The organism is Psychroflexus torquis ATCC 700755, from assembly GCF_000153485.2.
GTDB classification, from domain to species: domain Bacteria; phylum Bacteroidota; class Bacteroidia; order Flavobacteriales; family Flavobacteriaceae; genus Psychroflexus; species Psychroflexus torquis.
In genome coordinates, this window is record NC_018721.1 from 1,603,107 (window position 1) to 1,628,592 (window position 25,486).

General features: G+C 36.3%; 22 protein-coding genes. 10 read left to right on the top strand and 12 right to left on the bottom strand.

Annotated elements, in window-relative coordinates:
- The first annotated feature begins 109 nt into the window (after positions 1–109).
- From P700755_RS06965 to P700755_RS06985, 5 genes are all read left to right on the top strand, one after another.
- Positions 110–1,051, top strand: coding sequence for a ribose-phosphate pyrophosphokinase (locus P700755_RS06965; protein WP_015024004.1), 942 nt, complete (start codon positions 110–112; stop codon positions 1,049–1,051).
- Between the two features lie 20 nt (positions 1,052–1,071).
- A complete protein-coding gene (locus tag P700755_RS06970; RefSeq protein WP_015024005.1) occupies positions 1,072–1,692 on the top strand; it encodes a 50S ribosomal protein L25/general stress protein Ctc in 621 nt (206 codons plus the stop codon).
- Between the two features lie 71 nt (positions 1,693–1,763).
- Complete coding sequence (pth, locus tag P700755_RS06975; protein WP_015024006.1) at positions 1,764–2,387, top strand: aminoacyl-tRNA hydrolase; 624 nt, start codon at positions 1,764–1,766, stop codon at positions 2,385–2,387.
- A 6-nt stretch (positions 2,388–2,393) separates the two neighbouring features.
- Positions 2,394–3,332 carry a bifunctional riboflavin kinase/FAD synthetase gene (locus P700755_RS06980; RefSeq protein ID WP_015024007.1) on the top strand — a complete coding sequence of 313 codons (939 nt, stop codon included), beginning with the start codon at positions 2,394–2,396 and terminating at the stop codon, positions 3,330–3,332.
- Complete coding sequence (locus P700755_RS06985; RefSeq protein WP_015024008.1) at positions 3,325–4,641, top strand: HTTM domain-containing protein; 1,317 nt, start codon at positions 3,325–3,327, stop codon at positions 4,639–4,641. Before P700755_RS06980 ends, P700755_RS06985 begins: the two co-directional genes overlap by 8 nt.
- A gap of 197 nt (positions 4,642–4,838) precedes the next feature.
- On the opposite strand, the gene P700755_RS06990 is transcribed toward P700755_RS06985, so the two are convergent.
- From P700755_RS06990 to P700755_RS07015, 6 genes are all read right to left on the bottom strand, one after another.
- Entirely contained in the window at positions 4,839–5,648 is an 810-nt protein-coding gene (locus tag P700755_RS06990) for a Rossmann-fold NAD(P)-binding domain-containing protein (protein WP_015024009.1), read from the bottom strand.
- Positions 5,648–7,972: a M20/M25/M40 family metallo-hydrolase gene (locus tag P700755_RS06995; RefSeq protein ID WP_015024010.1), complete on the bottom strand. Its 2,325-nt coding sequence runs from the start codon at positions 7,970–7,972 to the stop codon at positions 5,648–5,650. The genes P700755_RS06990 and P700755_RS06995 overlap by 1 nt, the downstream gene beginning before the upstream one ends.
- On the bottom strand, positions 7,972–8,322 hold the full coding sequence (locus tag P700755_RS07000) for a hypothetical protein (RefSeq protein ID WP_015024011.1): 351 nt from the start codon (positions 8,320–8,322) through the stop codon (positions 7,972–7,974). The genes P700755_RS06995 and P700755_RS07000 overlap by 1 nt, the downstream gene beginning before the upstream one ends.
- A gap of 83 nt (positions 8,323–8,405) precedes the next feature.
- The gene (locus P700755_RS07005; RefSeq protein ID WP_245536012.1) at positions 8,406–10,304 is read right to left on the bottom strand and encodes an OmpA family protein; all 1,899 of its coding nucleotides are present in this window, start codon (positions 10,302–10,304) and stop codon (positions 8,406–8,408) included.
- A gap of 18 nt (positions 10,305–10,322) precedes the next feature.
- A complete protein-coding gene (locus P700755_RS07010; RefSeq protein WP_015024013.1) occupies positions 10,323–11,231 on the bottom strand; it encodes a PorP/SprF family type IX secretion system membrane protein in 909 nt (302 codons plus the stop codon).
- A 33-nt stretch (positions 11,232–11,264) separates the two neighbouring features.
- Positions 11,265–11,666, bottom strand: a complete 402-nt coding sequence (locus tag P700755_RS07015) for a T9SS type B sorting domain-containing protein (RefSeq protein WP_041758206.1) — start codon at positions 11,664–11,666, stop codon at positions 11,265–11,267.
- 161 nt (positions 11,667–11,827) lie between these two features.
- Between P700755_RS07015 and hflX the strand changes: the two genes are divergently transcribed.
- Positions 11,828–13,060: a GTPase HflX gene (hflX, locus tag P700755_RS07020; RefSeq protein ID WP_015024014.1), complete on the top strand. Its 1,233-nt coding sequence runs from the start codon at positions 11,828–11,830 to the stop codon at positions 13,058–13,060.
- Between the two features lie 15 nt (positions 13,061–13,075).
- On the opposite strand, the gene P700755_RS07025 is transcribed toward hflX, so the two are convergent.
- The 3 genes from P700755_RS07025 to P700755_RS07035 form a co-directional block, all read right to left on the bottom strand.
- Positions 13,076–13,480, bottom strand: a complete 405-nt coding sequence (locus P700755_RS07025) for a response regulator (protein ID WP_015024015.1) — start codon at positions 13,478–13,480, stop codon at positions 13,076–13,078.
- A gap of 58 nt (positions 13,481–13,538) precedes the next feature.
- Positions 13,539–14,744, bottom strand: a complete 1,206-nt coding sequence (locus P700755_RS07030; protein WP_015024016.1) for a sensor histidine kinase — start codon at positions 14,742–14,744, stop codon at positions 13,539–13,541.
- 162 nt (positions 14,745–14,906) lie between these two features.
- Positions 14,907–18,380: a PAS domain S-box protein gene (locus P700755_RS07035; RefSeq protein WP_015024017.1), complete on the bottom strand. Its 3,474-nt coding sequence runs from the start codon at positions 18,378–18,380 to the stop codon at positions 14,907–14,909.
- 261 nt (positions 18,381–18,641) lie between these two features.
- Between P700755_RS07035 and P700755_RS07040 the strand changes: the two genes are divergently transcribed.
- Entirely contained in the window at positions 18,642–18,848 is a 207-nt protein-coding gene (locus P700755_RS07040; protein WP_015024018.1) for a hypothetical protein, read from the top strand.
- A 100-nt stretch (positions 18,849–18,948) separates the two neighbouring features.
- Positions 18,949–19,977, top strand: a complete 1,029-nt coding sequence (locus P700755_RS07045) for an isoaspartyl peptidase/L-asparaginase family protein (RefSeq protein WP_015024019.1) — start codon at positions 18,949–18,951, stop codon at positions 19,975–19,977.
- 2 nt (positions 19,978–19,979) lie between these two features.
- Here the strand turns inward: P700755_RS07045 and P700755_RS07050 are convergent, their stop codons facing one another.
- Positions 19,980–22,013: a thioredoxin domain-containing protein gene (locus P700755_RS07050; RefSeq protein ID WP_015024020.1), complete on the bottom strand. Its 2,034-nt coding sequence runs from the start codon at positions 22,011–22,013 to the stop codon at positions 19,980–19,982.
- A 170-nt stretch (positions 22,014–22,183) separates the two neighbouring features.
- Here P700755_RS07050 and P700755_RS07055 point away from each other — a divergent pair, with 170 nt between their 5' ends.
- The gene (locus tag P700755_RS07055; RefSeq protein ID WP_015024021.1) at positions 22,184–22,879 is read left to right on the top strand and encodes a CoA transferase subunit A; all 696 of its coding nucleotides are present in this window, start codon (positions 22,184–22,186) and stop codon (positions 22,877–22,879) included.
- 26 nt (positions 22,880–22,905) lie between these two features.
- A complete protein-coding gene (locus P700755_RS07060; RefSeq protein ID WP_015024022.1) occupies positions 22,906–23,559 on the top strand; it encodes a 3-oxoacid CoA-transferase subunit B in 654 nt (217 codons plus the stop codon).
- A 72-nt stretch (positions 23,560–23,631) separates the two neighbouring features.
- Here the strand turns inward: P700755_RS07060 and P700755_RS07065 are convergent, their stop codons facing one another.
- Together P700755_RS07065 and atpD are read right to left on the bottom strand one after the other, a co-directional pair.
- Entirely contained in the window at positions 23,632–23,907 is a 276-nt protein-coding gene (locus P700755_RS07065) for a F0F1 ATP synthase subunit delta/epsilon (RefSeq protein WP_015024023.1), read from the bottom strand.
- 16 nt (positions 23,908–23,923) lie between these two features.
- The gene (gene atpD / locus P700755_RS07070) at positions 23,924–25,432 is read right to left on the bottom strand and encodes a F0F1 ATP synthase subunit beta (protein ID WP_015024024.1); all 1,509 of its coding nucleotides are present in this window, start codon (positions 25,430–25,432) and stop codon (positions 23,924–23,926) included.
- Positions 25,433–25,486 lie beyond the last annotated feature (54 nt).

The window sequence follows — 25,486 nt, forward strand, 5'->3', positions numbered from 1 at the left end:
ATTATTTCTTTTCTCATCGAAAATAGTGCTGTTATTTATCCCCAACTTCAATTATTTATTTAAATTTGCAATCCATAAAATCAGATATCCTCCAAAAGGTCAATTAGTTATGGCAGACTTAGAAAAAGTAGCAAAAATTTTCGCTTGTTCACAAAGCAAAACTCTAGCAAAATCCATTGCAGAATCCTATGGTATTCCATTAGGGAACATCAATACAATGCATTTTAGCGATGGAGAGTTTCAACCTTCTTTCGAAGAAAGCATAAGAGGCTCCAGAGTATTTATTATTGGCTCTACCAATCCTAACGCGGACAACTTGATGGAGATGCTCCTGATGTTGGATGCAGCGAAGCGCTCTTCGGCAAGACATATTACGGCTGTCCTACCCTATTTTGGTTGGGCTCGACAAGACAGAAAAGATAAGCCAAGAGTTCCTATTGCTGCCAAAATGGTGGCTAAAATGCTAGAAACTGCTGGAGCAACCCGTATTATAACTATGGATCTTCACGCAGACCAGATCCAAGGCTTTTTTGAAAGACCTGTAGATCATCTCTATGCCTCTACTGTCTTTTTACCCTATCTCAGAAGCCTCAACTTAAGTGATCTTACAATAGCTTCACCAGACATGGGAGGATCCAAAAGAGCTTATGCCTATTCCAAGTTTTTAGAGAGTGATGTCGTTATCTGTTACAAACAGCGGGCAAAAGCCAATAAGATTTCCCATATGGAATTGATTGGTGACGTCACTGGTAAAAATGTAGTGTTAGTCGATGATATGGTAGATACTGCAGGAACTTTGACCCATGCTGCCAATTTGATGATAGAGCGAGGTGCAAAAAGTGTAAGAGCAGTATGCTCACACCCTGTATTATCTGGGAATGCTTATGAAAAGCTAGAAGAATCCAAATTAGAAGAATTGATTGTCACGGATAGTATTCCGTTAAAAAAAGACAGTCCAAAAATAAAAGTACTTAGCTGTGCAGATTTGTTTGCAGATGTGATGAAAGCCGTCCATTATAACAAATCCATCAGCGGTAAGTTTTTAATGTAGTTTAATTTAATTTAATTTTTATGAAATCGATTACGATCAATGGATCTAAAAGAGAAAGCGTAGGCAAAAAAGCTACGAAAGCCTTACGTAATGCTGGAGAGGTCCCTTGCGTTATTTACGGGGGGGATAATATCGTGCATTTTGCTGCGTCAGAAGTGTCGTTCAATAAGTTGATTTACACACCCGATGTGCACACAGTAGTTGTAGATATAGATGGTAACAAGACTACCGCTGTACTTCAAGATATCCAATTCCACCCTGTAACAGATGATATTTTGCACATTGATTTCTACGAGTTCAGTGAAGGACAGGAAATCACTATGGAAATTCCTGTTCATTCTGAAGGAAGTCCTAAGGGAGTGAAAAATGGTGGTGTTTTAAGATTTAACTTAAGACGTATGATGGTAAGAGGTCTTGCAAAAAACCTCCCAGATTTTATCTTAGCAGATGTAACTCCGCTTAAAATCGGACAAAAAATGTATGTCACAGCGGTAGCAAATGAAGGTTACAAAATCATGCACCCAGACAATACAGTAATTTGTCAAGTGAGAACATCTAGAAATGTTTCGCTAATCGACGTTGATGAAGACGAAGAAAGCGAAGAAGGAGATGAAAATGCTGCTGAAGCTAGCAAAGAATAAATCTTAAGCTTATATTTTATAAAAAGCATCCTGTTTTTTCAGGATGCTTTTTTATTTTTACCAAAAATTGAATGAGAGCTTTTTTTGCCAGACTTTTAACCAAGGATAAAAAAGAAGAGGAAAACCCTATGAAGAAATTTTTGATTGTTGGTCTAGGTAACCCCGGCCCAAAATATGAAAATACCCGACACAACATCGGATTTAAAATTCTGGATACCTTGGCAGAAAAAAAAGAAGTGAGTTTTGAACCAGATAGGTATGGAGATAAAGCTGAAGTCTCTTTTAAAGGGCGTAAGTTTATTCTCATAAAACCTAGTACATTTATGAACCTGAGTGGTAAAGCGGTAAGGTATTGGCTCGAAAAAGAAAACATCGCCATAGACAACCTTATAGTGATCACCGATGACCTTAACCTCAACTTTGGGATTTTTCGCCTTAAGGCAAAAGGAAGCGACGGTGGACATAATGGTCTTAAACATATCCAAAGCATACTCCAAACTACTCAATACCCGCGATTCCGATTTGGAATAAGTGATGAGTTTTCCAAAGGAAAACAAATTGATTATGTACTAAGCAATTGGGATGAGGAGGAAAAAACCCAACTCAAAGAACGCTTGGATGCCTCTGCAGAGTTAATTTTATCTTTTGGAACCGCAGGAATCCATAATACTATGAACACCTTTAATGGAAAATAGATACGTGTGAAAATTTACAATAATGTTTCAGAATTTGATTCTAGTATTCAAACGGTAGTGACCATTGGAACCTTTGATGGGGTACACATGGGTCACAGAAAGATCATAAAACGCCTTATTGATTCTGCAGAAAACGGTCACTTGCAAACTGCCCTACTCACCTTCTACCCTCATCCTAGAATGGTCTTGCAACAAAGCGAAGATCTGAAATTGATCAATACCATTGAAGAAAGAAAATTGATCTTGGAGGAAACTGGCTTAGAACACCTCATCGTACACCCCTTTACTATGGATTTTTCAAGACTTTCTGCCAGAGAATATGTCGAAGAGATCTTAGTGAAATCTTTAAATGCTAAAAAAATAGTGATAGGCTACGATCATCACTTTGGAAGAAATAGAACTGCAAATATCGAAGATCTTAAGGAATTTGGTAAAGAGTTTGATTTTGAAGTTCTTGAAATCTCAAAACAAGATATCGAAGATGTAGCCGTGAGTTCTACCAAAATTCGCCGATCCTTGGAAGATGGTGATCTTGAAAGTGCCAATACATATCTTTCCCTTCCTTTTTTTCTCTCTGGAGAAATCGTAAGAGGAAAAGGACTTGGAAAAAATATGGGATATCCAACTGCTAATATGGACATAAAAGAATCTTATAAACTCATCCCCAAACAAGGGGTTTATGTGGCCGCATCTGTCATAAACGGCGATAAGCACTTTGGTATGATGAATATAGGGACCAATCCCACCGTTGGCGGAAAAGACCGCAGCATAGAAACCTTTTTCTTTGACTTGGACAAGGACTTATATGGGCAACACCTTCATATCCAATTGCTGAAACGCATACGAAGTGAGGTAAAATTCGATGGATTAGACGCCTTGATTGAAGCTATGAATGCCGATGAAGTCTTTGCAAAAAACTACATAAAGGTCTTCACTAATGAATAAAACCCTGTTTAAGCAAGTTGATAATTCTCCGCTCATCGTATTTAGAATTATTTTTGGTTTGCTTATTGCCTTAGAAGCTTGGGGAGCTATTGCTACTGGTTGGGTACGCAGAACCCTAGTTGAACCTAAGTTTACCTTCAACTTTATAGGATTCGATTTTTTACAGCCTATTCCAGAGCCCGGGATGTATATTTACTTTGGACTCATGGGGTCCTTTGGCATCTTAATCATGCTTGGAGTCAAATATAGATTGAGCATAATTGCCTATACTGTGTTGTGGACTTGCGTCTACTTAATGCAAAAAACCTCATACAATAATCACTATTACCTTCTTATCCTCCTCCTTATTTTTATGTGTATTGTTCCTGCACATACTTACTTTTCTTATGATGCTAGAAAAAATCCGAATCTGAGGTCTATAAAAATGCCCAATTGGGTCGTCCTATTTTTAATAGCTCAAGTCTGGATTGTGTATACCTATTCAAGTCTGGCAAAATTTTATCCAGATTGGTTAGATGGGACCTTTCCAGAACTTTTAATGAAAGGGCGAGCACATTATTGGCTCATTGGAGACCTCCTCCAAGACCAGTGGGTACATGTGTGCATCACTTATTTTGGCGTTTTATTCGATTTACTCGTCGTTCCTCTACTCTTATGGAAGAGAACCCGAATAACTATCTTCTGGATCAGTGTATTCTTTCATCTCTTCAACAGCATCGTGTTTCAGATTGGAATTTTTCCCTACATGTCGCTGGCATTTTCAGTATTCTTTTTCCCAAAGCAATATATCCAACAGACGTTTTTAAAATCCAAGCCGTTTTATAGTGACGAAGCCTACGCCCCCCCGAAATCAGCTCCATTAATCAAAACTTTTTTTGCAGTGTGGTTTATACTCCAGCTGATCTTGCCACTACGACATCATTTTATAAAAGGAGAGGTTCTTTGGACCGAAGAAGGCCATAGAGCGAGCTGGAGAATGATGTTAAGGTCAAAAACAGGTTATGCAAGCTTTAAGGTGAAAGACCTCTCTACAGGTGTAACCAGTTACGTCAAGCTTGAAGAGTATTTAACTCAAAAACAAAGACGACAACTTATTAAACCTGATGGGGTTTGGCAATTTACTCAACACTTGAAACAAGACTACGCAGCAAGAGAAATTCCTATCGAAATATACGCTCGTATAAAAGTAGGTGTTAACGGAAGACAGCCTGAATTCCTTATAGATCCAAAACTTGATTTGACCAAAATCACTTGGAATTATTTTTCTCATAATGATTGGATTTTACCTCAACCTAAATCGATGCCTTAAACCAAATTAGACCTATAATGACGCAATAAATCGTTTTACCGATACGAATTCGGCACAGGTTTTTTTCGCCTGCTTTTCATCAAAAATAATTACCGTAGCTAAGGCTATGCTAGTTATTTTTGATTTCAATCAATCAATCAAAAAATAATTCAATTTATTCATACGGCATTATAAATATAATTTGGTATTAAACCAATTTAAGCCTTATTCTCTAATTGGATGCCTAGGGTTTTTGACGTCCAATCCATACGTATTGTTTTGCCTTTGTTGGTTTGTGTATGATCAAATTCTGGAGGAACGAGATCATGGTCTTTAGCTTTTTTAATATAATAAGCTTGCTTAGAAAGTTTAATGGTTTCTACACCATGATAAATGTGCCCGAATTCATCTTGATTTATCACTTCTAAAATCAATCGAATACAGTTGGATAAATGAATCAAATTTACGGGAGCCTCTGGATTTTGTAGGCCTTTTCTTCCTGCAAGAAATTGAATAGGATGCCTGCCTTCTCCTACTAAACCTCCAAATCTTAACACACTAGCTTTGGCCATGCTTAAATTCAGGACAAGCTGTTCTGCCTCTATAAGGGGATTAGCCTTAATTTCTGAAGTGCTAAATAGATAGTACTCAGTATAACCAGGAATGGATTCATGATCTTCAAAAATACCTGTAGAACTGATGTATAAGACTTTTGAAAGTGATGAAACTGAAATAGCCTGTAACAAAGGCTTAATCTTAGCAATATAATCGGAAGTGGGATTTCGCCTTAAGCCTGGTGGAATATCGATGATCAAAATTTCAGAACCCTCAAGGAAGCTAGCGATATCACCGATGACTTTCCTCTCCTTCAATTCAATTTTAAAAGGCTGGATGCCTTCTGACTTAAGTACTTCTAGTTTTTCGCTAGAAGTCGTAGACCCTTTAATTTTATAGCCTTTTTGGAGCAAGGCCTTAGCTAAAGGAATTCCTAACCAACCACATCCTAAAATAGAAATCTGAGTGGACATTATAAATTTAAACTTTGATGGGTTATAATAGCATCATTCACAATAAATGGCTTGGGTATTTTGTCTTCAGGGCGCTCTTTTACTGAAAATAATGGATGACTCAACAAATCAAAGCTGATTTCGTTAAAGGTAAACTCAACAGGTTGTGTCTTGTCCACTTCAAATTCAAATGACAATGGAACTTGGTTCACTACATAATAGTCAATGACATTTTTCTGAAACCGATTGGTGTGTATATGTGAACTCTCTTTATCATTAGCATCATAAAAATCGGCGGTAACTCCATTAACCGTAAAGGATTTAAAATTAGTTTTTGTAGTTTCAGACACTACAATTCTATTTAAATTTCGTTGATAGTCTAATTGTATTCTGAATTTTTTAAACCTAGGACTTGAAGCTTCTAAGGTATCCACTCGAATTTGAGAATTTGGGATGGCTTTCAAGTCGGCTATTGACGATTTGGTATAGGCTGAATTGTATTTACTCTGGTAATCTAGTGAAGCGGTTAAGTCCTTTGCTTCTTTAAAATAAGGTGAAGTCCACGAGTCTAGGTCATCGTCGTATGTAAACCAATGAGCTGTATCGGTGCTAGAGTCTAAAGCATACACTAAGCTATTAGGACGCGGCTGCGTTACATCAAAACCAGACGAAAGATGCGCTTTTATAAAAAAGCCTATCGCCATCAGCAGGGCTAAAGTGGCAACCCCTTTTTTAATAGAGAAATAGCCGAAAATGGGCAATAAGTTACCAAATAACAAAACGGTAAAAACAGCACTCACCACCCCCATTTTAAGACCTAATCCCACAGGGAAAAATTGAATAAAAGGAGCTATAATGCTTAAAGAAGGTAGTATTAAAATCAGAAGAAAAAGATAAGACGGCACTTGAAACCTCACCATTAAGAAGAAAGCAAAAAGCGTAAAAAGTAAAGGGATAATAAAAAAGGCTGCTCCTTTAAGAAAGATATTCAATAAAAACAAAACTATAAACCAGGTTATAAGAGGAGCAATCATAGCATTTTTTGGGTTTAACCTATGATCGAAGAACTGATAAATGCTAAATACCAAAAACAAAGTAAAGGCAACAAAGACAACGATATAATCATGCCCATTATAGGGAAATCCTTGCAAAATAGAGGAATACTCTGGATAAATCTGAAGTAATAATGGCCAAGCAAAATAGATGAGGAGTGCAGATAAAAGTAAACTTAGCAACCAAGGGACAAAACCTAAGAAAATTTCTTTTCTGGTCAGAGACTTGGTTTTTAGTCCATAAATCAGGATGAAAATGAAGATCGCAAAAGCAACAGCATAAATGACCCACACCCCTGAAAATGGATAATGGAAAAGTCCCAATCCTGTTACTGTAAAGTAGACTTGATCCCGCTGAGAGGTTAAGTCTGAAAGATCTGTATTGGAAAAGCCTTTTAGTGAAGACATCAGATAATCCCCTTGATGGGATAAAGAACCTTTGTCCAACCGACTTGGTGTATCCAAGGCGGTATGGTAATCGAAATGATCGTCTATAAAGGCAAAGAAAAAGCTGGGGACGTCTGCAATTTCTCTAAATACTGTAGAGTCTGTATCGTTGGGTAGAAGTTTATACACGCTATACATAAGAGAGTTGGCGAGCGGATGTTGGCCTTGAGATTCTGCAAAAAGGTCTATCAATTTAGAATTCCCATTAGTGGTCTCCACAATCATATTACTTGGGCCCCCGCTTCCACGAGATTCAAAATTCAGGACCAAACCAACCTCATTGATCCAAGGGTGTTCTTTGACAAACAATTCTGCCCCAGAAAGGCCTACTTCTTCACCATCGGAAAAAAGAATAATAATGTCATTTTGAAAAGAAGGCTTGCTCGCTTTAAAAGCTCTTACTGCCTCTAGAATGGCAGCTACTCCAGAAGCTGCGTCACTTGCTCCTGGCGAAGAGTGAACGGCAGAATCGTAATGAGAAAGAAGCAATAAAGCCTTAGAGTTTGGCGAAGAATCTGTGGCTTCTAGCTTTGTAATAATATTTTCTGGAGCTGTGAGAACTCCCTTCTTGGAAAGCACAAAACCTTGCTGAGTTTGAACTTGAAGATCCATTTTTTCAAGTTCATTTACGATATAATTTCGTTTGGAATTATGAGCATCAGAACCTATGTAGTGCGGTTCGTCACCAATATTTTTGACATGCTCGAAAGCCCTGAGTGTTGAAAACTCTTTAGATTGAGTGGATAAATCGGTGATTTCTGAAGGATAAAGATCATAAAAAACATACCAAACGGCAGTGATTATCACTAGTAAACTTATAATAGCTTTATAATCTTTTTTTCTCATTAGTCCCTTTTTACTAAAGCATAATAATCATCTTCCAAAGGTAAATAACCTTGGTCATAAATAAAGTAATACACCCGACCAGATTTTGTGGTGTAGAGATTCGTGAAATAAGTGAAATTAAAACCTTTTTCTAAAAGTTTGTCTCGAGTGGTTTTCGTTTTTTGATCTGTATTGATGCTTTGTAAAATTCTGTAATTTTTCTTAAGCTTATTGTTGACGTTCCTTACTATCTTTCTAGACTCGCTATTCAATCTATTATTATAGGTACTCCTACAATAATCGGAACAGAACTTTTTGTCGATTCTTCCCGACAGCGGTTCTCCACAAGAGAGACATTTCGGTTTTTCCATAGCTTAAGAGATTAAGTGTAGAGTAAATATAAAAAAATCCCTCAATAGTTATATTAAGGGATAGGAAGACTTTATATAAAGATTTAGTCTACAATTTTGAATTCTGAACGCCGATTTTCTTCGTGTTCTTCCTCACTACATCCAGAAATACAATCTTTTATAAGTTCACTTTTCCCTTTACCTTCAGAAGATAATCTTTCAGGATCAACTCCGTTTTCAATTAAGTAGGCTACTGTACTTCCAGCTCTGTCTTGAGATAATTTCATGTTGTAAGCCCCTGAACCTCTTTCATCGGTATGGCTAACCACTTGAATGTTTATATTTTCATTTTCTTTAAGGATTTCAATTAGCTTATCCAATTCAAAAGCAGCTTCTGGCTTTATATTGACTTTGTCATAATCAAAAAAGATGCGTTCTTGAAGGATTAAAATCTTAGCTTCAGTAGATGTCATCTCTGGCACTAAAGCGACTCTAACTACCATTTGTAGCTGAGGAACTTCAAATGAGTTGGATTGACTCTCATAGCCTTCAGCATTCACTTGCAAATCAAATTTCTTTCCAGTTGGTAAAAAGTTATTGCTATTACCAGTAGCAGCTGTTCTGCTCCTAGAATATTCATTTTGGGTAGTATCGTAGAAAATAAGTTGAGCTTCTTGGATATAAACTTCAGTATTGGCATCTACAACTTCAACCAATACAGAAGTTTGTTCTAGTGGACTTACCAATTTAGCCCGGTATATATTGTCGGTTCGTTCTTCTTTTTTAGTACTGGTTCTATTAGAAGACACAAAGCCTAATTCTACGTTGCCATTATAAGTAAACGCAAAATCATCGGCATTACTGTTTAATGGGTGACCTAAGTTTTGAGGAGGTGTAAAGTCACCAGAATCTACTTTAGAATAAAAAACATCCAAGCCTCCAAGACCTAGATGTCCATCGCTGGAGAAATAAAGCATATCCTCTTCATCTACGAATGGAAAGTTTTCTCTTCCCTCTGTATTGAGAGTGGGCCCTAAATTTTGTGGAGATCCGTAAGTTCCATCGGCATTAATATCCACAACATAGAGGTCTGAAGATCCATAACCTCCGGCTCTATCACTTGAAAAATAAAGCTGACTCCCGTCTGGGCTTAACGCTGGGTTTGAATTGGAAAATGAAATATCATTAAAAGGCAAGTCTTGGATATCTTGGAACATTCCGTTAACTAGTGTTGCTTTATAAATTTTAAGATTGTTCACTCCGTTGTCATCTTTTCTATATTTTTCGTATAAAAAGTCGTTTCTAGTAAAGTATAAAGTCGATTTATCCTTAGTGATAGCAATAGAGCCTTCGTGGTATTTGGTATTGATATATCCTGTGATTTCAATTGGATTTTTAAACGTCCCCGCAACATTTTCAGCCACAAAAATATCTAAAGAAGGTTCGTTATCCCATCCATATTTTTTACGAGATTCGTTCCTTGCTGAAACGAAATAGAGCTTTCCATCGAACTCGTATGCTCCAAAATCTGAGAAATCAGAGCTTAAGCTGAGTTTATTTAATTCAAATCTTGGGGTCATCGATTGTAAATCCATCAGGTAATCTGGATTTTCTAGAAAGGCCTTTGCTCTTTGATCCGTTGGCGCTTTATCGACAAAATCAAGCATAGCTTTTTTGAAGTCATCATACTCCTCGTTAATCAAAAGAGTTTGAGCGTAATTGAAGTAATCTATAGCCTCTGGATTCCGATTACTTCTTAGATAACGCTTAAATAATCGTTCAGATGCTTCGAAGTTGGAAGTCTTCATATTTGCTATTGCCAATTGCTTATAAACATAAGCATTAGCTTTTCCCTTTTGAATTAATTTTTCGTAAGCATCAATCGCATCGACATACGCAAAGCTTTCGAAGTATTTATCTGCTTTTTGGGTATCGCTGTTCTGGGACCAAAGCATGGTTGATGCGAAGCAACAAAAAATACTTAGTATAAATAGGTTTTTCATAATCATGTGGATTTGGGTTTAAAAATAGCGAGGAGAAACGTAAGTTTTCTTTTTGAAGAAAATATCGAAAATAATGAAGGCCTCGTAAGAAGGATTGTTCAAATTACTTTTAGTTGTATCGATAGCAAACCCTATTTGCACCAAATCTGTAGCTCTTATACTTGCCAAGGCACTTATAGCATCTTCATATCTATAGGAAACGCCTACTTCAAGCTTTTCGTGAAATAAGAAATTGGCATTCACATCAAAGGAGACTGCTGAATTCAGTTCAGATTTCACTAAAGTAGAGGGTTTGAATTTGATATAATCGTTGATATCAAACACATAACCTGCTGTCACGAAATAGTGTTGTTCTTCTGAACCAAATTCTCTTCCATCAACTTCTAGGTGAGTAGAACTTAAGAAATTTGGCATAGAAAGACCTAAATAAAATTTATCTGTATAATATAAAACTCCAGCACCTACACTAGGATAGATTTCGCTAAGATCTTCTTGAAAAGCAGGATCCATTTCATCTTGGAGATACAAATCTGTAAAGTTACTATTTTGTAATGTTGCTCCAGCTTTTATACCAAAAGCCAATTTGCTATTTTGTCCAACATCGATAGTGTAGGAAATATCTGCATAAAGATTGGTTTCGTCTACAGGTCCTATTTGATCAGTAATAGCTGACAATCCAACGCCAAAACCATCTCCTAAGGGGGTATGTGCATTAAAAGTAAAAGTTCGGGGTGCGCCATCAATTCCAGACCACTGCCCTCTGTACAAAGCACCAACAGAAAGGCTTTCTTTAGAGCCAGCGTAAGCTGGGTTAATAACGTTCATATTGTACATGTATTGCGTATATTGGGGATCTTGCTGCGCTGTTACGTTAGTGATAGTAAATAAGCACAAGATGGCGAAAAGAGGTATATATATATTTTTCATGGATAGGGTTTTCTTCAACTAAGCTATAAAGACTTATTGTTCTACGTTAATGTATAGGGCTCCTTTTGTACTGAAACCATATTCGAGATCTTCGATTTCGAAAGCAATCTCATAAAAATAAGTCCCAGTCACCAAGCTATTTCCATTATCGGATTCTCCGATAAATTCGTCTCTATAATTGTCTTTCTCGTAAATTTTTCGACCATTTCTGTCGAAAATTTCTAAAGTGGCAATTCCTGTTCGGTCTGCAAGACAAGTCAAATCAAAATTATCATTAAGCCCATCTTCATTTGGAGAAATTCCTTCAGTAATTTTACATTCATTTCGATCCGCATTAAGTTCACCTGAATCATCTGAGCTACACGAAAGAGATAAAATTAAGCAAGATAAAATAATAAGGTAGGTTTTGAAATTCATTAAAGTTTGATTATTCATAATAAACGAATTAAGGAAAATTTTAGTGTTTAAAGGCTAAATTTAGTCAAAAAAGTTAGAAGAAAAATAAAAATCCACCCCCGTTTTTTTAAATTTCCAATATCTTAAAGTGATAAGTGAACTGAAGTATTTTTCATAATTTTGTTTTTATAATATAAACTATGCTAGACGCTCAAAATATAAACTATGAAACAACAGTCCTTATTGGGATTGTTAATCAGTTTCAAAATGAAGAAAAATCCAAGGAATATCTAGATGAGTTAGAATTCCTTACTTATACTGCTGGTGGAGAAGTTTTAAAACGTTTTCAACAAAAATTAGAGGTTCCAAATCCTAAAACTTTTATAGGAAAAGGAAAACTAGAACAAGTAAGAGATTATGTGGAAGAACATCAAGTAGGTACTGCTATTTTTGATGATGAATTATCTCCTGGTCAACAAAGAAGTATCGAAAAAATACTCAAGTGCAAAGTGGTCGATAGAACCTACCTTATTATGGACATTTTTGCTCAACGCGCAAAAACAAGTAACGCTAGCACTCAAGTAGAACTTGCTCAATACGAATACTTGTTACCAAGGCTTGCCGGTCTTTGGACCCACTTGGAAAGACAGCAAGGTGGTATTGGTATGCGAGGCCCCGGTGAAACTGAAATTGAAACCGATAGACGTATTGTAAGAGATAAAATCACCTTGCTTAAAAAAAAGCTAAAAACCATAGACAAGCAGATGGCTGTTCAACGTGGGAACCGAGGAAGCCTTGTAAGAGTAGCTCTCGTTGGCTATACCAATGTTGGTAAATCTACGCTGATGAATGTGATAAGCAAAAGTGAAGTTTTTGCAGAAAATAAGTTATTCGCTACCTTAGACACTACGGTTAGGAAAGTAGTGATCCGTAATCTTCCTTTCTTGCTTACCGATACAGTAGGTTTTATAAGAAAGTTACCCACTCAACTTGTGGAGTCGTTCAAATCCACCTTAGATGAAGTCAGAGAAGCCGACTTGCTTTTACATGTAGTCGATATCTCTCATGAAAATTTCGAAGATCACATCGAGTCAGTGAATAGTATTTTAGACGATATTAACGCTAAAGATAAACCTTGTATCATGGTCTTTAATAAAATTGATAACTACGAACCTGAAGTGATCGAAGAAGATGATTTGATGGTTGAAAAATCCTATCAACATTACACCCTTGAGGAGTGGAAAAAAACATGGATGCAGCGGGAAGGCGATAATGTTTTATTTATCTCGGCAACAGAGAAAGAAAATATTGAAGAATTTAGAAAAAAAGTCTACGAAACTGCCAGAAAAATACACATTAAACGTTTTCCATATAACAACTTCTTATATCCAGAATACGAAGCTTATACTGGAGATGAGGAGGAGGAGATGTAGAATTAAAGCCAGCTCTTAATTTTCAAAAAAGGGCTTAAGCTGTTTGAGATTTTTTAATTCCTTGAGTTTTTCGATATTAATAGGTTTTTCTACAAAATCGATAACTACTGGATAGGTTTCCGATTTTTCTTTATCGGAAAGATCTATTGAAGAGGTAACGACCAAAACATGACAGTATTTGTTTAATCCAATTGATTTGAGTTTATCCATAAATTGCCAGCCATCAAGGTTTGGCATGTTTACATCTAGGAAAATCAAAAACTTTGTATCCTCGTTCTTGTATTCTGAAATATAATCTAAAGTCTCGTATCCGTTTGAAAAAGACTTAGGATGGCTAGAAAAATCTGCATGACCCATCATTTTCTCGTAGATAAAAAGGATCATTTTGTCGTCGTCCACATTTAAAACATCTAATTTCATAATTTATTTTATTGAATTTTTAAGAAGGGTAATAATAAACTAAAAATATTTTGGCTCATTAGACTTGTTTAAGAAGATTAAAGCTAAACGTACTTCCGCTTCCTGGTTTAGAAGTTACCCAGATGTCACCTCCTAGGTTTAAAATAATTTTTTTACAAACAGCTAGCCCCATCCCTACTCCAGCATCGCTTTGGGAGTCTTCCTTGTAGAAGGGTCTAAAGATTTTATCTAGATTGGATTCTTTTATACCCAAACCATTATCAGAAATATGAATAACCCATTGATCAGACTCATTCTCGATCTTTATTTCAATGACTAAAGGTTTTACTTTAGATCTGTACTTTATAGCATTACCTATTAAATTCCGTAAGACTATTGAAAATGAAGTTTTAGAGGTATGAATTTTAGGAAGTTTAGAATAGTTTATGGCAATAGTGTTAGATTTGATAATTGGTAGATTAAGATCTATAATACTTTCAATAATTGGCTCTACATCTACACGCTCAATGACATTTTTCTGTGAAGTCAATTTGGCAAAAGCAAGTATCTCATAGATAAGCCCTGTCATTTTATGAGTGCTTTGTGTGGCGTAGTTGATGTATTGCAAAGCCTCTTCACCAAGACTTGTTCCTGTATCAATTTGTAATAGTTCTAAAAATCCCTGAATGCTATCTAAAGGGTTTTTAAGATCATGAGCTATAGAATATGCAACTTCTTCGGTTTGATTCTTTTGAACTTCCAATTGAGAATAGACTTTTTCTAACTCTAAAGATTTCTTACGAGACTCAAAGAGGCGTTCTACAAGTTTTGCAAGAGATTTGAGGGCTTGTATTTGTGATGCAGATAAAACTTTAGGTTTGTGATCGAAAACACAAAGCGTACCTAAGGCATAGCCTTCTTTACTCATAAGAGGCATGCCCGCATAAAAAGCAATTTTCGGGTCTTTTGTAACTAAGGGGTTTTCTTTAAATCTTTCATCTAAAGTAGCATCATTGACAATAAGTAATTTTTCTGGAGTATTAATAGCGTGTGCGCAGAAAGCTATATCTCTTGAGGTTTCCTTCAAGTCTATTCCTTGCATAGATTTAAAGACTTGCTTTTTGGAATCAATTAATGTGATAAGTGATATTGAAGTACCACAAATGTCTGAAGCTAGTTTTGTAATCAAATCATAATCTTCATCTGGAAGATCATCAAGTAATTGGTGACTTTGTAAATCTTTTAAGCGTTCTACTTCATTATCTGGAATCAGTGGCTTTTTCATATTAATGTGACTTTTAGGGAATCTTTTGTTTAAGTTATCCCTTCATCAACTTTTAAATTGAGATTAATTCATATCGACAAAATTAAGCATATTTTCTAAAAAAGAGGCAATTAAAGACCTTTTTTAAAGGTATTGTTTTGAAGGGAGAACCAGCTCAAAAATTTAAAGTATGATTTTGGTTTTCTGCTTTTTTTTGTCGGAAATATCTTGCAAACTTCCAACCATTCTTAAAGCTTTTCCTCGATCATCTCTAATGATAGTTCCTCTATCCAAAACAGAAATATAAGCCCCATCACTTTTCATAAGACGGTAAGGTTCATTCCAATGATCCGCAGTTATATCTTTAAGTGAAGTTTCAAAAGAAATTTGAATTCTTTCTCTTTCTTCTGGATGGATCTTGCTTAACCACATTTGTTCAGTGTCCCCAAACTCTTTGGGATCATATCCAAAAAGCTTTTTAAGACCAAGACCCCATGATATAGAATTGTTTTGAATATCAAGATCCCAAACGGCATTTATACCGGTTTCTGAGAGAATTTCAAACTTTTCAATTTGTGTTCTTAGATCTTCAACAATCGCCTTCTTCTCTGTTGTGTCTCTAAAATAGATTGAAAGTTGCTTCTCAGAAGGATAAGCACTCACCTCAAACCATTTCTGTAAATTTTCAAAATAGGTTTCAAAATGAATGCTTTCTTGTTTCTCCATAGATTCTCTGTACTTTATATCAAGTGCATTTCTTCTAAAATCATCAAAAACCTCCCATAAATGTTTTCCTAGAATTTCAAATTTTTGCACAGATAAAATCTCCTCAGCGCTTTTATTCCAATATTTAACAATCCATTGTTCATCAACCACTAAAAAACCATCGGTAATATTATCTAGAATCTGATTTTTTTCCTGAAGGAGTTTCTTCTCTTTCAATTCAGACTCCTTATAGCCATGTATATTTTGTAAAGATCCAAACAACTTGACTAGAATGTTATTCTTAAATTCTTGCTCTACGACAATTCGAAACCAATTCTTTGTACCATCAGGAAGGTTAATCTGAGTGTCAAACTCCTCAACTTGTTTCGTTTTAATTTTTGAAGACTCTAGTATAGCTAGGTCTTTATTTAAATTTAACAGTGAATTCATTTCTGATACCTCACCGACAAAACTATCTTTTAGACCAAGCAAGTGCTTTGCATTTTCACTTAAATACGTTTTATTGTTTTCTAAATCAATTTCCCAAGTTCCCGTTTTAGTGAGTACATTAGTTTTTTCAAGTAACTCTCCTAGCTTTGCTTTGTCTGTAATATCTCTACCAACACAAAAGACATCGTCACTATCTTTCAGGCGAAACAAAGTCCAAGAGACGTAAAAGGTGTTGTTATTTTTAGAGTTCACGCGTATTTTTGCATACTGTTTTCCTGGCAATTGAATAGCTGCAGAAAGGGTTTCTAGAGCTTCGATTTGATCTTCACTATGGATAAACTTAAAAAAAGGTATAGACAAAAACTCCTCTTCTCTGTAACCGAGTAAGTCGGTTGCGCGTTTATTTACTTTTTTTAAATAACCATCTTTTCCAGCGATACCCATAAAATCTGGGGCATATTCAAAGAAACTAGTCAACTCATTTTCAGCTTGTTTTCTAGAAATTTCATTGGCCAATTGTATAGAAAAATCATCAAAAACAGAGCGAAGGCTTTGTTCTCGAGAATAAGCATGTGTGAAGCCTAAGTGCACTACTCCCATAATGGAACCATGATACTGAATTGGGAAGGCATAACTCAGTTTAATATTTATGCCTTCTTCCAAATGTATATCCTCTTCATGAATCGTGATAAGAGGTTGATTCGTTTTAAATATTTTCTCTATAACACTTTTGTAGAATAAGCCAGTGTCGTGGCTTTCTAAATCGACAACTTTTCCTCCAATAAGCTCTACAGATTTAGTTAATTTTTTTGAATAAGGATCAAAAAGCCAAACCTCATTGACATAAGACCCTAATTGATTTTCTATCTCTTGCAGGACCTTTATTAATAGAGCATCTAAAGGCATGTTTTCTGTAAAAATTTTATGAGTCTGAGTGAGGAGCTGACGCTTTATTATACTATTCTTTAGGTCATTAATATCTCTATTGATCACTACCCAATGTGTGTACCAGCCTTGATCATCCATGATGGGAGTGATAGATAGATTGTTCCAAAACTCTACGTTTTGTTTTGTAAAATTTAAAAGATCAATTTCTACTGGATCCCAATTTTTCAATTTTTTATTTAAATCTGTAAATCCTGCTTTGTTTTTATCGGTCACATAAAATTCGAGTGGGGTTTTCCCGATGATGTCTGAGCTATCATAACCAAATAACTCTTTGAAGCTAGGATTGGCATAAATAATTTCTGAGTCTAGAAAATTATCGTTGTGAACTTTGGCCATCAAGATGGCATCTTTTGCTCCTGCTACCAATTTTTCTAAAAGACCCAGGTGGTCTTCTCGCTTTACCGCTTTAGTGATATCTTGCAGAGCTCCAACAAGTCGAGTAGCTTCTCCCTTCTCATTTCTGACGATGATCACGTTCTCTCTAACATTGGCAAAGGAAGCATCCTTTTTCAAAAATCTATAATCAAACGTCCATTTCTTCAAATTTTTATCTTCTATTGCTAGTTTTAAGCTATTTAAAAAAGGGTGGAGGTCATTAGGATGGATTTTAGATTCCCAGAAAGACATTGAAACTATATCACCTCCTCTTTTGTAACCAAAAAGGTACTCAAAACCCTCACCCCAATACAATTTATCGCTTTTTAAATCACATTCCCATACAGCATCTGAGGTGGCTTGAGAGGCAAGGTCAAACCTGCTTTTTGCTTGCTCTAGTTCTTTCCTTGCATAATAACTTTCAGTGACATCGGTCACTGTAGAAATCATAAAGTTGTGATCATAAAGAGGGATGTTTTTAGCATCAATAATTTTTACCTCATTTAATTTTGTGGTGATCTTTAAATTTTGCCACTGCATTTTTTCAGGATTTCGAGAGGCGATATCACTTAAGATTCTTTCCGAAATCTCTTTCCTGTAGTTAACCTCTGGATATACTTTTTCAAAAAATTCTGATACATTTTGAAGGTCTTCAGCTTCCCAACCATATGTGTCTTCAAACTTTTTGTTGACGTAAACCGTGGTATTGTCGTCTATTTTATTAACAGCAATGCCTAAGGGAAGAGATTCAAAAATTCTTTGAAAAAAAGCCTTATCTAAAGTTTTGTTGGTGTCACTAAAGTGGGATTTCTCTTTGTAGCTTTGAGTGACCGTAACAAAGAAATATGGAGTCTTATTGATCCCAACGCGTTCACATTTAAAATAAAAATCTTTGTGATTAAAGCTTAAGTGAAACTCTGCTGTTGATATTGGCTTTTCGGAAAGTGACTCTAACTGAGATTCAATGAATTTTAAAGATTTATTATCGATCCGTAGTGTTTCTGATAAGAATAATGTCAAGTTGATTGATTCCTCCTTTCTTTCTAAACAATCAAAGAGTGTTTTAAATTTTTGGCTACACCCTTCTACTTTAGAATCTTCCCCAGAATAACGTACTAAGAATGCAGGAGATTCAAAATAATCCAGTATCTTCTTTAATTCAATAAACTCTGTTGACATATATTGGTAATATTAATTAAATGTGTTTTCGGCAATAATATAAAAATTAAAGCAAAAATAATAAATATATTAAGCATAAGACCCACTATAATTACATAAATTTAAATTATAATAATTTAGACGGACTTAAGTTATCTCGTGATATTCTGCTTTACAGCTTTTTGAAAGGATTATGGTCAAAATCAGGCTAATTTAGATAAATTTGCTCATATATTTCATATCCTCAGTTAAAATGCTACTACAGGTGATATTGTTTTATGTTTGCAAAGTTATTGGTTTTCTGTAGGAACTGTGGTCCCTTGGGAAAAATTTGTGGTAGAAGTTGATGCCATCATCAATAAGAACGCCAAAGCTGAGCTGAAAGCTCACAATTCCTCAGAAAACTTACTGCCCAATAACGAGGGACTTAAATTCTGGAAGGCTGTTGCCCTTGTGAAATCAAGTTTAGATATCTTTTCCTATTTTTGAATGTCTATTCTTGAATAAAAAAGATCGCAATGCCTCTTTAAACACTTACCAGAGTCTGACTTAATATCAACATTGGATTACTCATTAAACTTATAATGTTATGAAAAATTGTCTTTTATTACTTGCCAGTATATTACTTATCGCATGTCACGATACCCCAAAGCTTAGCAAAGAAAAAAACGTCCCTAAACCCCCAAAATTTGGTATTGTTATACATGGTGGTGCTGGTGTTATCAAAAAAGAATACATGACAGACTCTTTGCAAAAAGCTTATGAGGACAAATTAAAAGAAGCCATAGAGGTTGGACATAGCATACTTTCTGAAGGAGGTACTGCTTTGGAAGCGGTCCAAAGAACTATTAATATCATGGAAGATTCTCCTCTATTCAATTCTGGAAAAGGAGCAGTCTTGAATGCCGATGGTATTGCCGAATTAGATGCTTCGATAATGGATGGAAAAACCAGAAATGCAGGAGCTATTTCTGGTGTACAACATATCAAAAATCCTATTAACCTCGCTTTTAAAGTCATGGAAGAATCCGATCATGTGATGCTAAGTGCTTCTGGCGCTGAAGATTTTGCCAAGCTAAATGAACTAGAATTTGTAGAAAACTCATACTTTATAACAGACCGTAGAAAAAAAGCTCTGGAAGATTCCAAAGCAAAAGAACAAGGGGTCTCTGATGGAGACGAGTTTTTCTTGAGCAATGAAAAATTTGGGACTGTTGGCTGTGCTGCTTTAGACCAAGAAGGCAACTTAGCCGCTGGAACCTCTACTGGAGGAATGACCAACAAGAAATATGGAAGAATTGGAGACTCGCCTATCATAGGTGCTGGTACTTATGCCAATAATAAAACCTGTGCGATTTCTGCAACGGGTCATGGCGAATATTTTATGAGAGGTGTGGTTGCTTACGACATCTCTGCACTTATGGAATACCAAGGCATCAGTCTAGAGCAAGCAGCAAAACGCGTGATCCAAAAGAAACTTACCGATATGGGAGGAACAGGCGGCATCATAGGCATTGACAACAAAGGAAACATGGTCATGGAATTCAATACTCCAGGAATGTTTAGAGCATCTAAAACTATGAAAGGTGAAACCCTTATTAAGATGTACGAGGACTAACCTTAACCTTTGATTTCTAGTTGTTTTCTGGCGACATCAACATGTGTAGTAGGCTGTTGACATGTTTTGTTTTCACAGACATAGAGTATAGTTTCCGAAAGATCTTGAGGTGTCTTTCCTTTTAAAAGGGCCAAATTTTCTTCGTGTCCACCCAAGAAAATAGCATTTTGACAGAAGCTATGCTGAAGCTCCAATGCTTTTATTTTAGCCTCTTTCCCCATGATAGCTACTTCATAGAAGGGATGAGAAAACCACCCAGACAGAATTTGCCAATTGGCATAGTAAGGCCCCGATTTATGAAGTTTTGATTTGACCTGATTCCACATTTTCTCTGATGCTTTAGTATAAGTGGAGTCGTTGAAAAAGTGCCCCATCAAAAACAAAGATTTAGCTAAAGACGAGTTGGAAGCAGGAATCACATTATCATTAATTTCAAATGTTTTTGAAATAAGCTGTTCTCCTTTGGTCGATGAATAATAAAACAGTCCTGTTGAAAAGTCCAAAAAATCTTCTAGGCAGCTATTCACCAAATCTTTAGCTGTATTTAAATAGTGGATATTAAAAGTTACTTGGTATAATTTAATAAGCGCTTCCACCAAAAAAGCATAGTCATCCAAAAAACCATGTATGAATTTAGAGTCTGAACTCTTGGTTCGTAATAATGTTCCGCTTTCAGTAACCATAGACGCTAATAAAAACTGCGCATTCTTCTCTGCTAAGTCTAAATATTCAGGTTCTTTTAAAGCTGTATAGGCATCCACAAGTCCAATGGTCATCATCGCATTCCATGAAGTAATAATCTTATGATCTAACGGAGGATGGGGCCTCTCCCAACGAATTTGAAATAATTTGTACCTCAGTTGATTTAGATCACTTTTAAATTTTTCAGGGTCTAGATCTTTAATTTTCGCATAAGAGTCTGGGGTTTGCTGACTAAACAAAATATTCCTTGGTGATTCCCAGTTACCTCGCTGAGTTACATTATAAAAACTTTCAGCTAGGCTTAATTCTTCTTCGGTTAACACCTCAGAAAGTTCTTTATAAGACCACACATAATACTTTCCCTCTTCCCCTTCACTATCGGCATCTAAAGATGCATAAAACCCATAATCCTCACTCATGAGCTCTTTGCTCACAAAATTGATAGTATCTGAAATCACTTGCTTGTATATGGGCTTAGACGCCAACTTAAGCGTATTTGCGTATAAACTAATCAACAAAGCATTATCGTAAAGCATTTTTTCAAAATGTGGCGCAAACCATTCAGCATCTACAGAATATCTTGAAAATCCACCACCAATTTGATCATAAATACCTCCCAGAGCCATTTCATCTAAAGTTTTCGTTATCATCTCTAGAACCAAATGATCTTTGGTGAAATCATAATATTGAAGTAAAAACTGCCAAGAATTAGCCATTGGAAATTTAGGAGCCCCCCTAAAACCCCCGCGATCTCCATCTACTGTTTTTCGCCAGTTGACCATTAGGTCTTTATATTCTGTTTTGGAAAACTGAATGTCTGCTTGCTCTGCTGGACTTAATTCTTGAGCCATCTGTATACCGTCTGTTACCTTTTCTGCAGTGTCCAGAAGAGACTTATAATCTCTAGAATAGGCTTTAGCGATATTTGACAACACTTTTTTCCAGTTTTCTTTAGGAAAATAAGTGGCTGCATAAAAAGGTCTACCGTCTGCTAAGGCAAAAGCATTCAGCGGCCAACCTCCACGACCTGTTAGCATTTGAGCAGCATCCATATAAATATGATCAATATCTGGGCGCTCTTCTCTATCGATTTTTATACAAATGAAGTGCCTGTTCATTAGCTCGGCTACTTCGTTATCCTCAAAAGATTCATGAGCCATCACATGACACCAATGGCAAGCAGCATAGCCAACACTAATCAGTATAGGCTTATTTTCTTGCTTTGCACGCTCCAAAACTTCGGGACTCCATTCTACCCAATGCACAGGATTCTCTGCATGTTGCAATAGATATGGACTTGAAGCAAATTGAAGATCATTTTTGAATCCAGACATAGAATACTTTTTTACCAAAATTACATTTTCTTACTGCCTTCTGAATGTTAAACAGTCTTAAAACTGATGATTTTAAAACTTAACCTGATTGAGTTAAGTTCACTCAACAGGCTCTATAAAATTGGAAAGCGTTTTAAAATTCTGTATTTTCAACCTAAATTAATAAACTCATGATCAATAAAACTGTAAATAATGTTACCAAAGCTTTAGAGGACGTTCACGATGGAATGACCTTTATGCTTGGAGGCTTTGGCCTTAGTGGTATTCCCGAAAATTGCATACAAGAACTTGTGAAACGCAATGTGAAAAACGTGACTTGCATCTCAAACAATGCTGGTGTTGACGATTTTGGACTAGGGCTACTTCTGAAGAAAAAACAAATCAAAAAAATGATCTCTTCTTATGTAGGAGAAAATGCTGAATTTGAGAGACAAATGCTCAGCGGAGAATTGGAAGTAGATTTAATTCCTCAAGGCAGCTTAGCCGAGCGATGTAGAGCTGCTCAAAATGGTATTCCTGCCTTTTATACCCCAGCAGGATATGGCACCGAAGTAGCCGAAGGAAAGGAAGTTAGAGATTTTGATGGAAAACCTCATATCATGGAAGAGGCTTTCAAGGCTGACTTTGCGTTTGTAAAAGCATGGAAAGGAGATGAAGCTGGTAATCTCATTTTTAAAGGGACAGCTAGAAACTTTAACCCGTTGATGTGTGGAGCTGCTAAAGTTACTGTTGTGGAAGTGGAAGAACTGGTAAAACCAGGAGAACTCGATCCTAATTTCATCCATATTCCAGGTATTTTTGTTCAGCGTATTTTTCAAGGAGAAAAATACGAAAAGCGAATTGAGCAGAGAACCACACAATCTTAAAAATCAACTTTTGAAACCAAAGACTTATGTTAGATAAAAATGGAATTGCAAAACGGATTGCCCAAGAAGTCCAAGATGGCTTTTACGTAAATCTGGGCATTGGTATACCTACTCTCGTAGCCAATTATGTAAGAGACGACATTGAATTAGAATTCCAAAGCGAAAATGGAATTTTGGGAATGGGGCCTTTCCCGACGGAAGAAGATGTAGATGCAGACCTCATCAACGCTGGAAAGCAGACAATTACGGCATTACCCAGCGCTAGTTTTTTCGACTCAGCTCTTAGCTTTGGGATGATACGCGGACAACACGTTGACTTAACCATTTTAGGGGCGATGGAAGTCGCTCAAAATGGAAATATAGCCAATTGGAAAATCCCAGGTAAAATGGTGAAAGGAATGGGCGGCGCTATGGATCTTGTAGGCTCTGCAAAAAAAATAATTGTAGCCATGATGCACACCAATAAAGCTGGAGACTCTAAGCTTTTAAAGACCTGTTCTTTACCTTTAACAGGAGTTGAATGCGTTACTAAAATAGTGACCAATATGGCTGTGCTTGATATTGTAGATAAAAAATTCAGACTCTTGGAAAGAGCTCCTGGAGTAAGTGTAGAGGCTATTCAAAAAGCAACCGAAGGAGATTTAATCGTGGAAGGAGATATTCCTGAAATGGAATTATAGGCTATTTATTTTATAAAAACTAAAAAGCGCTAACCTTAGGATTAGCGCTTTTTTTTATGAAACCAAAGTTGTTTAATCTATAAGAATAACAACTTTATTGTCGTTCAATTCTATAACACCTCCAGAAATATCAAAACACATTTTTGAATTTTCTTGATAAAACTTATCCTTTGAACCCTTAGGTAAGTTTACAGAAGAGTCTAGCTTTATAGATCCATTTTTTAAGACAGAAACCACGGGTGCGTGATTATCCAACATCTGGAACTCTCCATTGATTCCTGGAACGCTGACGGTTTTTACCTCGCCGCTTAGAATAATTTGCTCTGGACTTACTATTTCTAAATGCATGTGCTTAAGTTTCAGACTAGTTTTCGTTCAACATTTTCTCACCTGCTTCAATCGCCTCTTCAATAGAGCCTTTCAAGTTGAAGGCAGCTTCTGGGATATGATCTAATTCACCATCCATAATCATATTAAATCCTTTGATCGTCTCTTTAATATCCACCAAAACTCCTTTTAGACCTGTAAATTGCTCAGCAACATGGAAGGGCTGTGAAAGGAATCGTTGTACACGACGTGCTCTAGACACAGAGAGTTTATCCTCTTCAGACAATTCTTCCATCCCTAAAATGGCGATAATATCTTGTAATTCTTTATATTTTTGAAGTAATTCTTTCACTTTTTGTGCACAGTCGTAGTGGTCATCTCCAAGAATATCTCTCGTCAAAATTCTCGAGGTAGAATCCAATGGATCTACAGCTGGATAAATACCAAGTTCCGCAATTTTTCTAGATAATACAGTAGTAGCGTCCAAGTGAGAGAATGTTGTTGCTGGAGCTGGATCGGTTAAATCATCTGCAGGAACATAAACCGCCTGTACGGAAGTAATGGATCCTTTTTTGGTCGATGTAATACGCTCTTGCATAGCTCCCATTTCTGTCGCTAAGGTAGGTTGGTAACCAACGGCAGAAGGCATACGTCCAAGTAATGCAGACACTTCTGAACCTGCTTGGGTAAACCTAAAGATATTATCGACAAAGAAAAGAACGTCTTTTCCTTGGGACTCCCCTGCACCATCACGGAAATATTCTGCAATAGTTAAGCCCGATAAAGCCACACGAGCACGAGCTCCAGGAGGTTCGTTCATTTGTCCAAAAACGAAAGTCGCTTTTGATTCTTTCATTCCAGCTTTGTCTACTTTTTTCAAGTCCCATCCACCTTTTTCCATAGAGTGCATAAAATCATCTCCGTATTTGATAATACCAGATTCGAGCATCTCCCTTAACAGATCATTTCCTTCTCTTGTTCGTTCCCCAACGCCAGCAAATACAGAAAGACCACCGTGACCTTTAGCGATATTGTTAATCAATTCTTGAATAAGAACGGTTTTACCAACACCAGCACCACCAAACAGTCCAATCTTACCCCCTTTTGAGTAAGGTTCGATCAAATCAATAACTTTAATCCCAGTAAAAAGCACTTCCGTAGAGACCGCTAAATCCTCAAACTTAGGAGCCTCTCTATGAATAGACATTCCATCTTTTCCAGTTTTTGGAAGATCTCCTAATCCATCAATAGCATCTCCTGTGACATTAAACAAACGGCCATAGATATCTTTACCTATTGGCATTTGTATGGGATATCCTGTACTCAAGACTTCAACTCCACGGCTTAATCCATCTGCAGAATCCATCGCAATGGTTCTCACAGTGTTTTCACCAATATGAGATTGAACTTCAAGAATTAAGTCAGATTTGTTTTCACGTTTAACTTCCAGTGAATCGTAGATTCTAGGCAAGTCTTTAGTGTTTTCGAATTCTACATCGATAACTGGACCTATAATTTGGGTGATTTTACCTTTAACTTTAGACATTAACTAAGGATTTTATTTGATGACTTTTCTAAAAAAGACGTATTTAAAATTTTT

Coding starts and splice junctions, on each gene's coding strand:
- P700755_RS07060 (WP_015024022.1), top strand. CDS start 22,906: ATGTTAGATAAAAATGGAATTGCAAAACGGATTGCCCAAGAAGTCCAA.
- P700755_RS07030 (WP_015024016.1), bottom strand. CDS start 14,744: ATGAAAAAGCCACTGATTCCAGATAATGAAGTAGAACGCTTAAAAGAT.
- P700755_RS06970 (WP_015024005.1), top strand. CDS start 1,072: ATGAAATCGATTACGATCAATGGATCTAAAAGAGAAAGCGTAGGCAAA.
- P700755_RS07035 (WP_015024017.1), bottom strand. CDS start 18,380: ATGTCAACAGAGTTTATTGAATTAAAGAAGATACTGGATTATTTTGAA.
- P700755_RS06965 (WP_015024004.1), top strand. CDS start 110: ATGGCAGACTTAGAAAAAGTAGCAAAAATTTTCGCTTGTTCACAAAGC.
- P700755_RS06990 (WP_015024009.1), bottom strand. CDS start 5,648: ATGTCCACTCAGATTTCTATTTTAGGATGTGGTTGGTTAGGAATTCCT.
- P700755_RS07005 (WP_245536012.1), bottom strand. CDS start 10,304: ATGAAAAACCTATTTATACTAAGTATTTTTTGTTGCTTCGCATCAACC.
- P700755_RS06995 (WP_015024010.1), bottom strand. CDS start 7,972: ATGAGAAAAAAAGATTATAAAGCTATTATAAGTTTACTAGTGATAATC.
- P700755_RS07045 (WP_015024019.1), top strand. CDS start 18,949: ATGAAAAATTGTCTTTTATTACTTGCCAGTATATTACTTATCGCATGT.
- P700755_RS07050 (WP_015024020.1), bottom strand. CDS start 22,013: ATGTCTGGATTCAAAAATGATCTTCAATTTGCTTCAAGTCCATATCTA.
- P700755_RS07015 (WP_041758206.1), bottom strand. CDS start 11,666: ATGAATAATCAAACTTTAATGAATTTCAAAACCTACCTTATTATTTTA.
- P700755_RS07000 (WP_015024011.1), bottom strand. CDS start 8,322: ATGGAAAAACCGAAATGTCTCTCTTGTGGAGAACCGCTGTCGGGAAGA.
- P700755_RS07055 (WP_015024021.1), top strand. CDS start 22,184: ATGATCAATAAAACTGTAAATAATGTTACCAAAGCTTTAGAGGACGTT.
- P700755_RS06985 (WP_015024008.1), top strand. CDS start 3,325: ATGAATAAAACCCTGTTTAAGCAAGTTGATAATTCTCCGCTCATCGTA.
- hflX (WP_015024014.1), top strand. CDS start 11,828: ATGCTAGACGCTCAAAATATAAACTATGAAACAACAGTCCTTATTGGG.
- pth (WP_015024006.1), top strand. CDS start 1,764: ATGAGAGCTTTTTTTGCCAGACTTTTAACCAAGGATAAAAAAGAAGAG.
- P700755_RS07065 (WP_015024023.1), bottom strand. CDS start 23,907: ATGCATTTAGAAATAGTAAGTCCAGAGCAAATTATTCTAAGCGGCGAG.
- atpD (WP_015024024.1), bottom strand. CDS start 25,432: ATGTCTAAAGTTAAAGGTAAAATCACCCAAATTATAGGTCCAGTTATC.
- P700755_RS07025 (WP_015024015.1), bottom strand. CDS start 13,480: ATGAAATTAGATGTTTTAAATGTGGACGACGACAAAATGATCCTTTTT.
- P700755_RS07010 (WP_015024013.1), bottom strand. CDS start 11,231: ATGAAAAATATATATATACCTCTTTTCGCCATCTTGTGCTTATTTACT.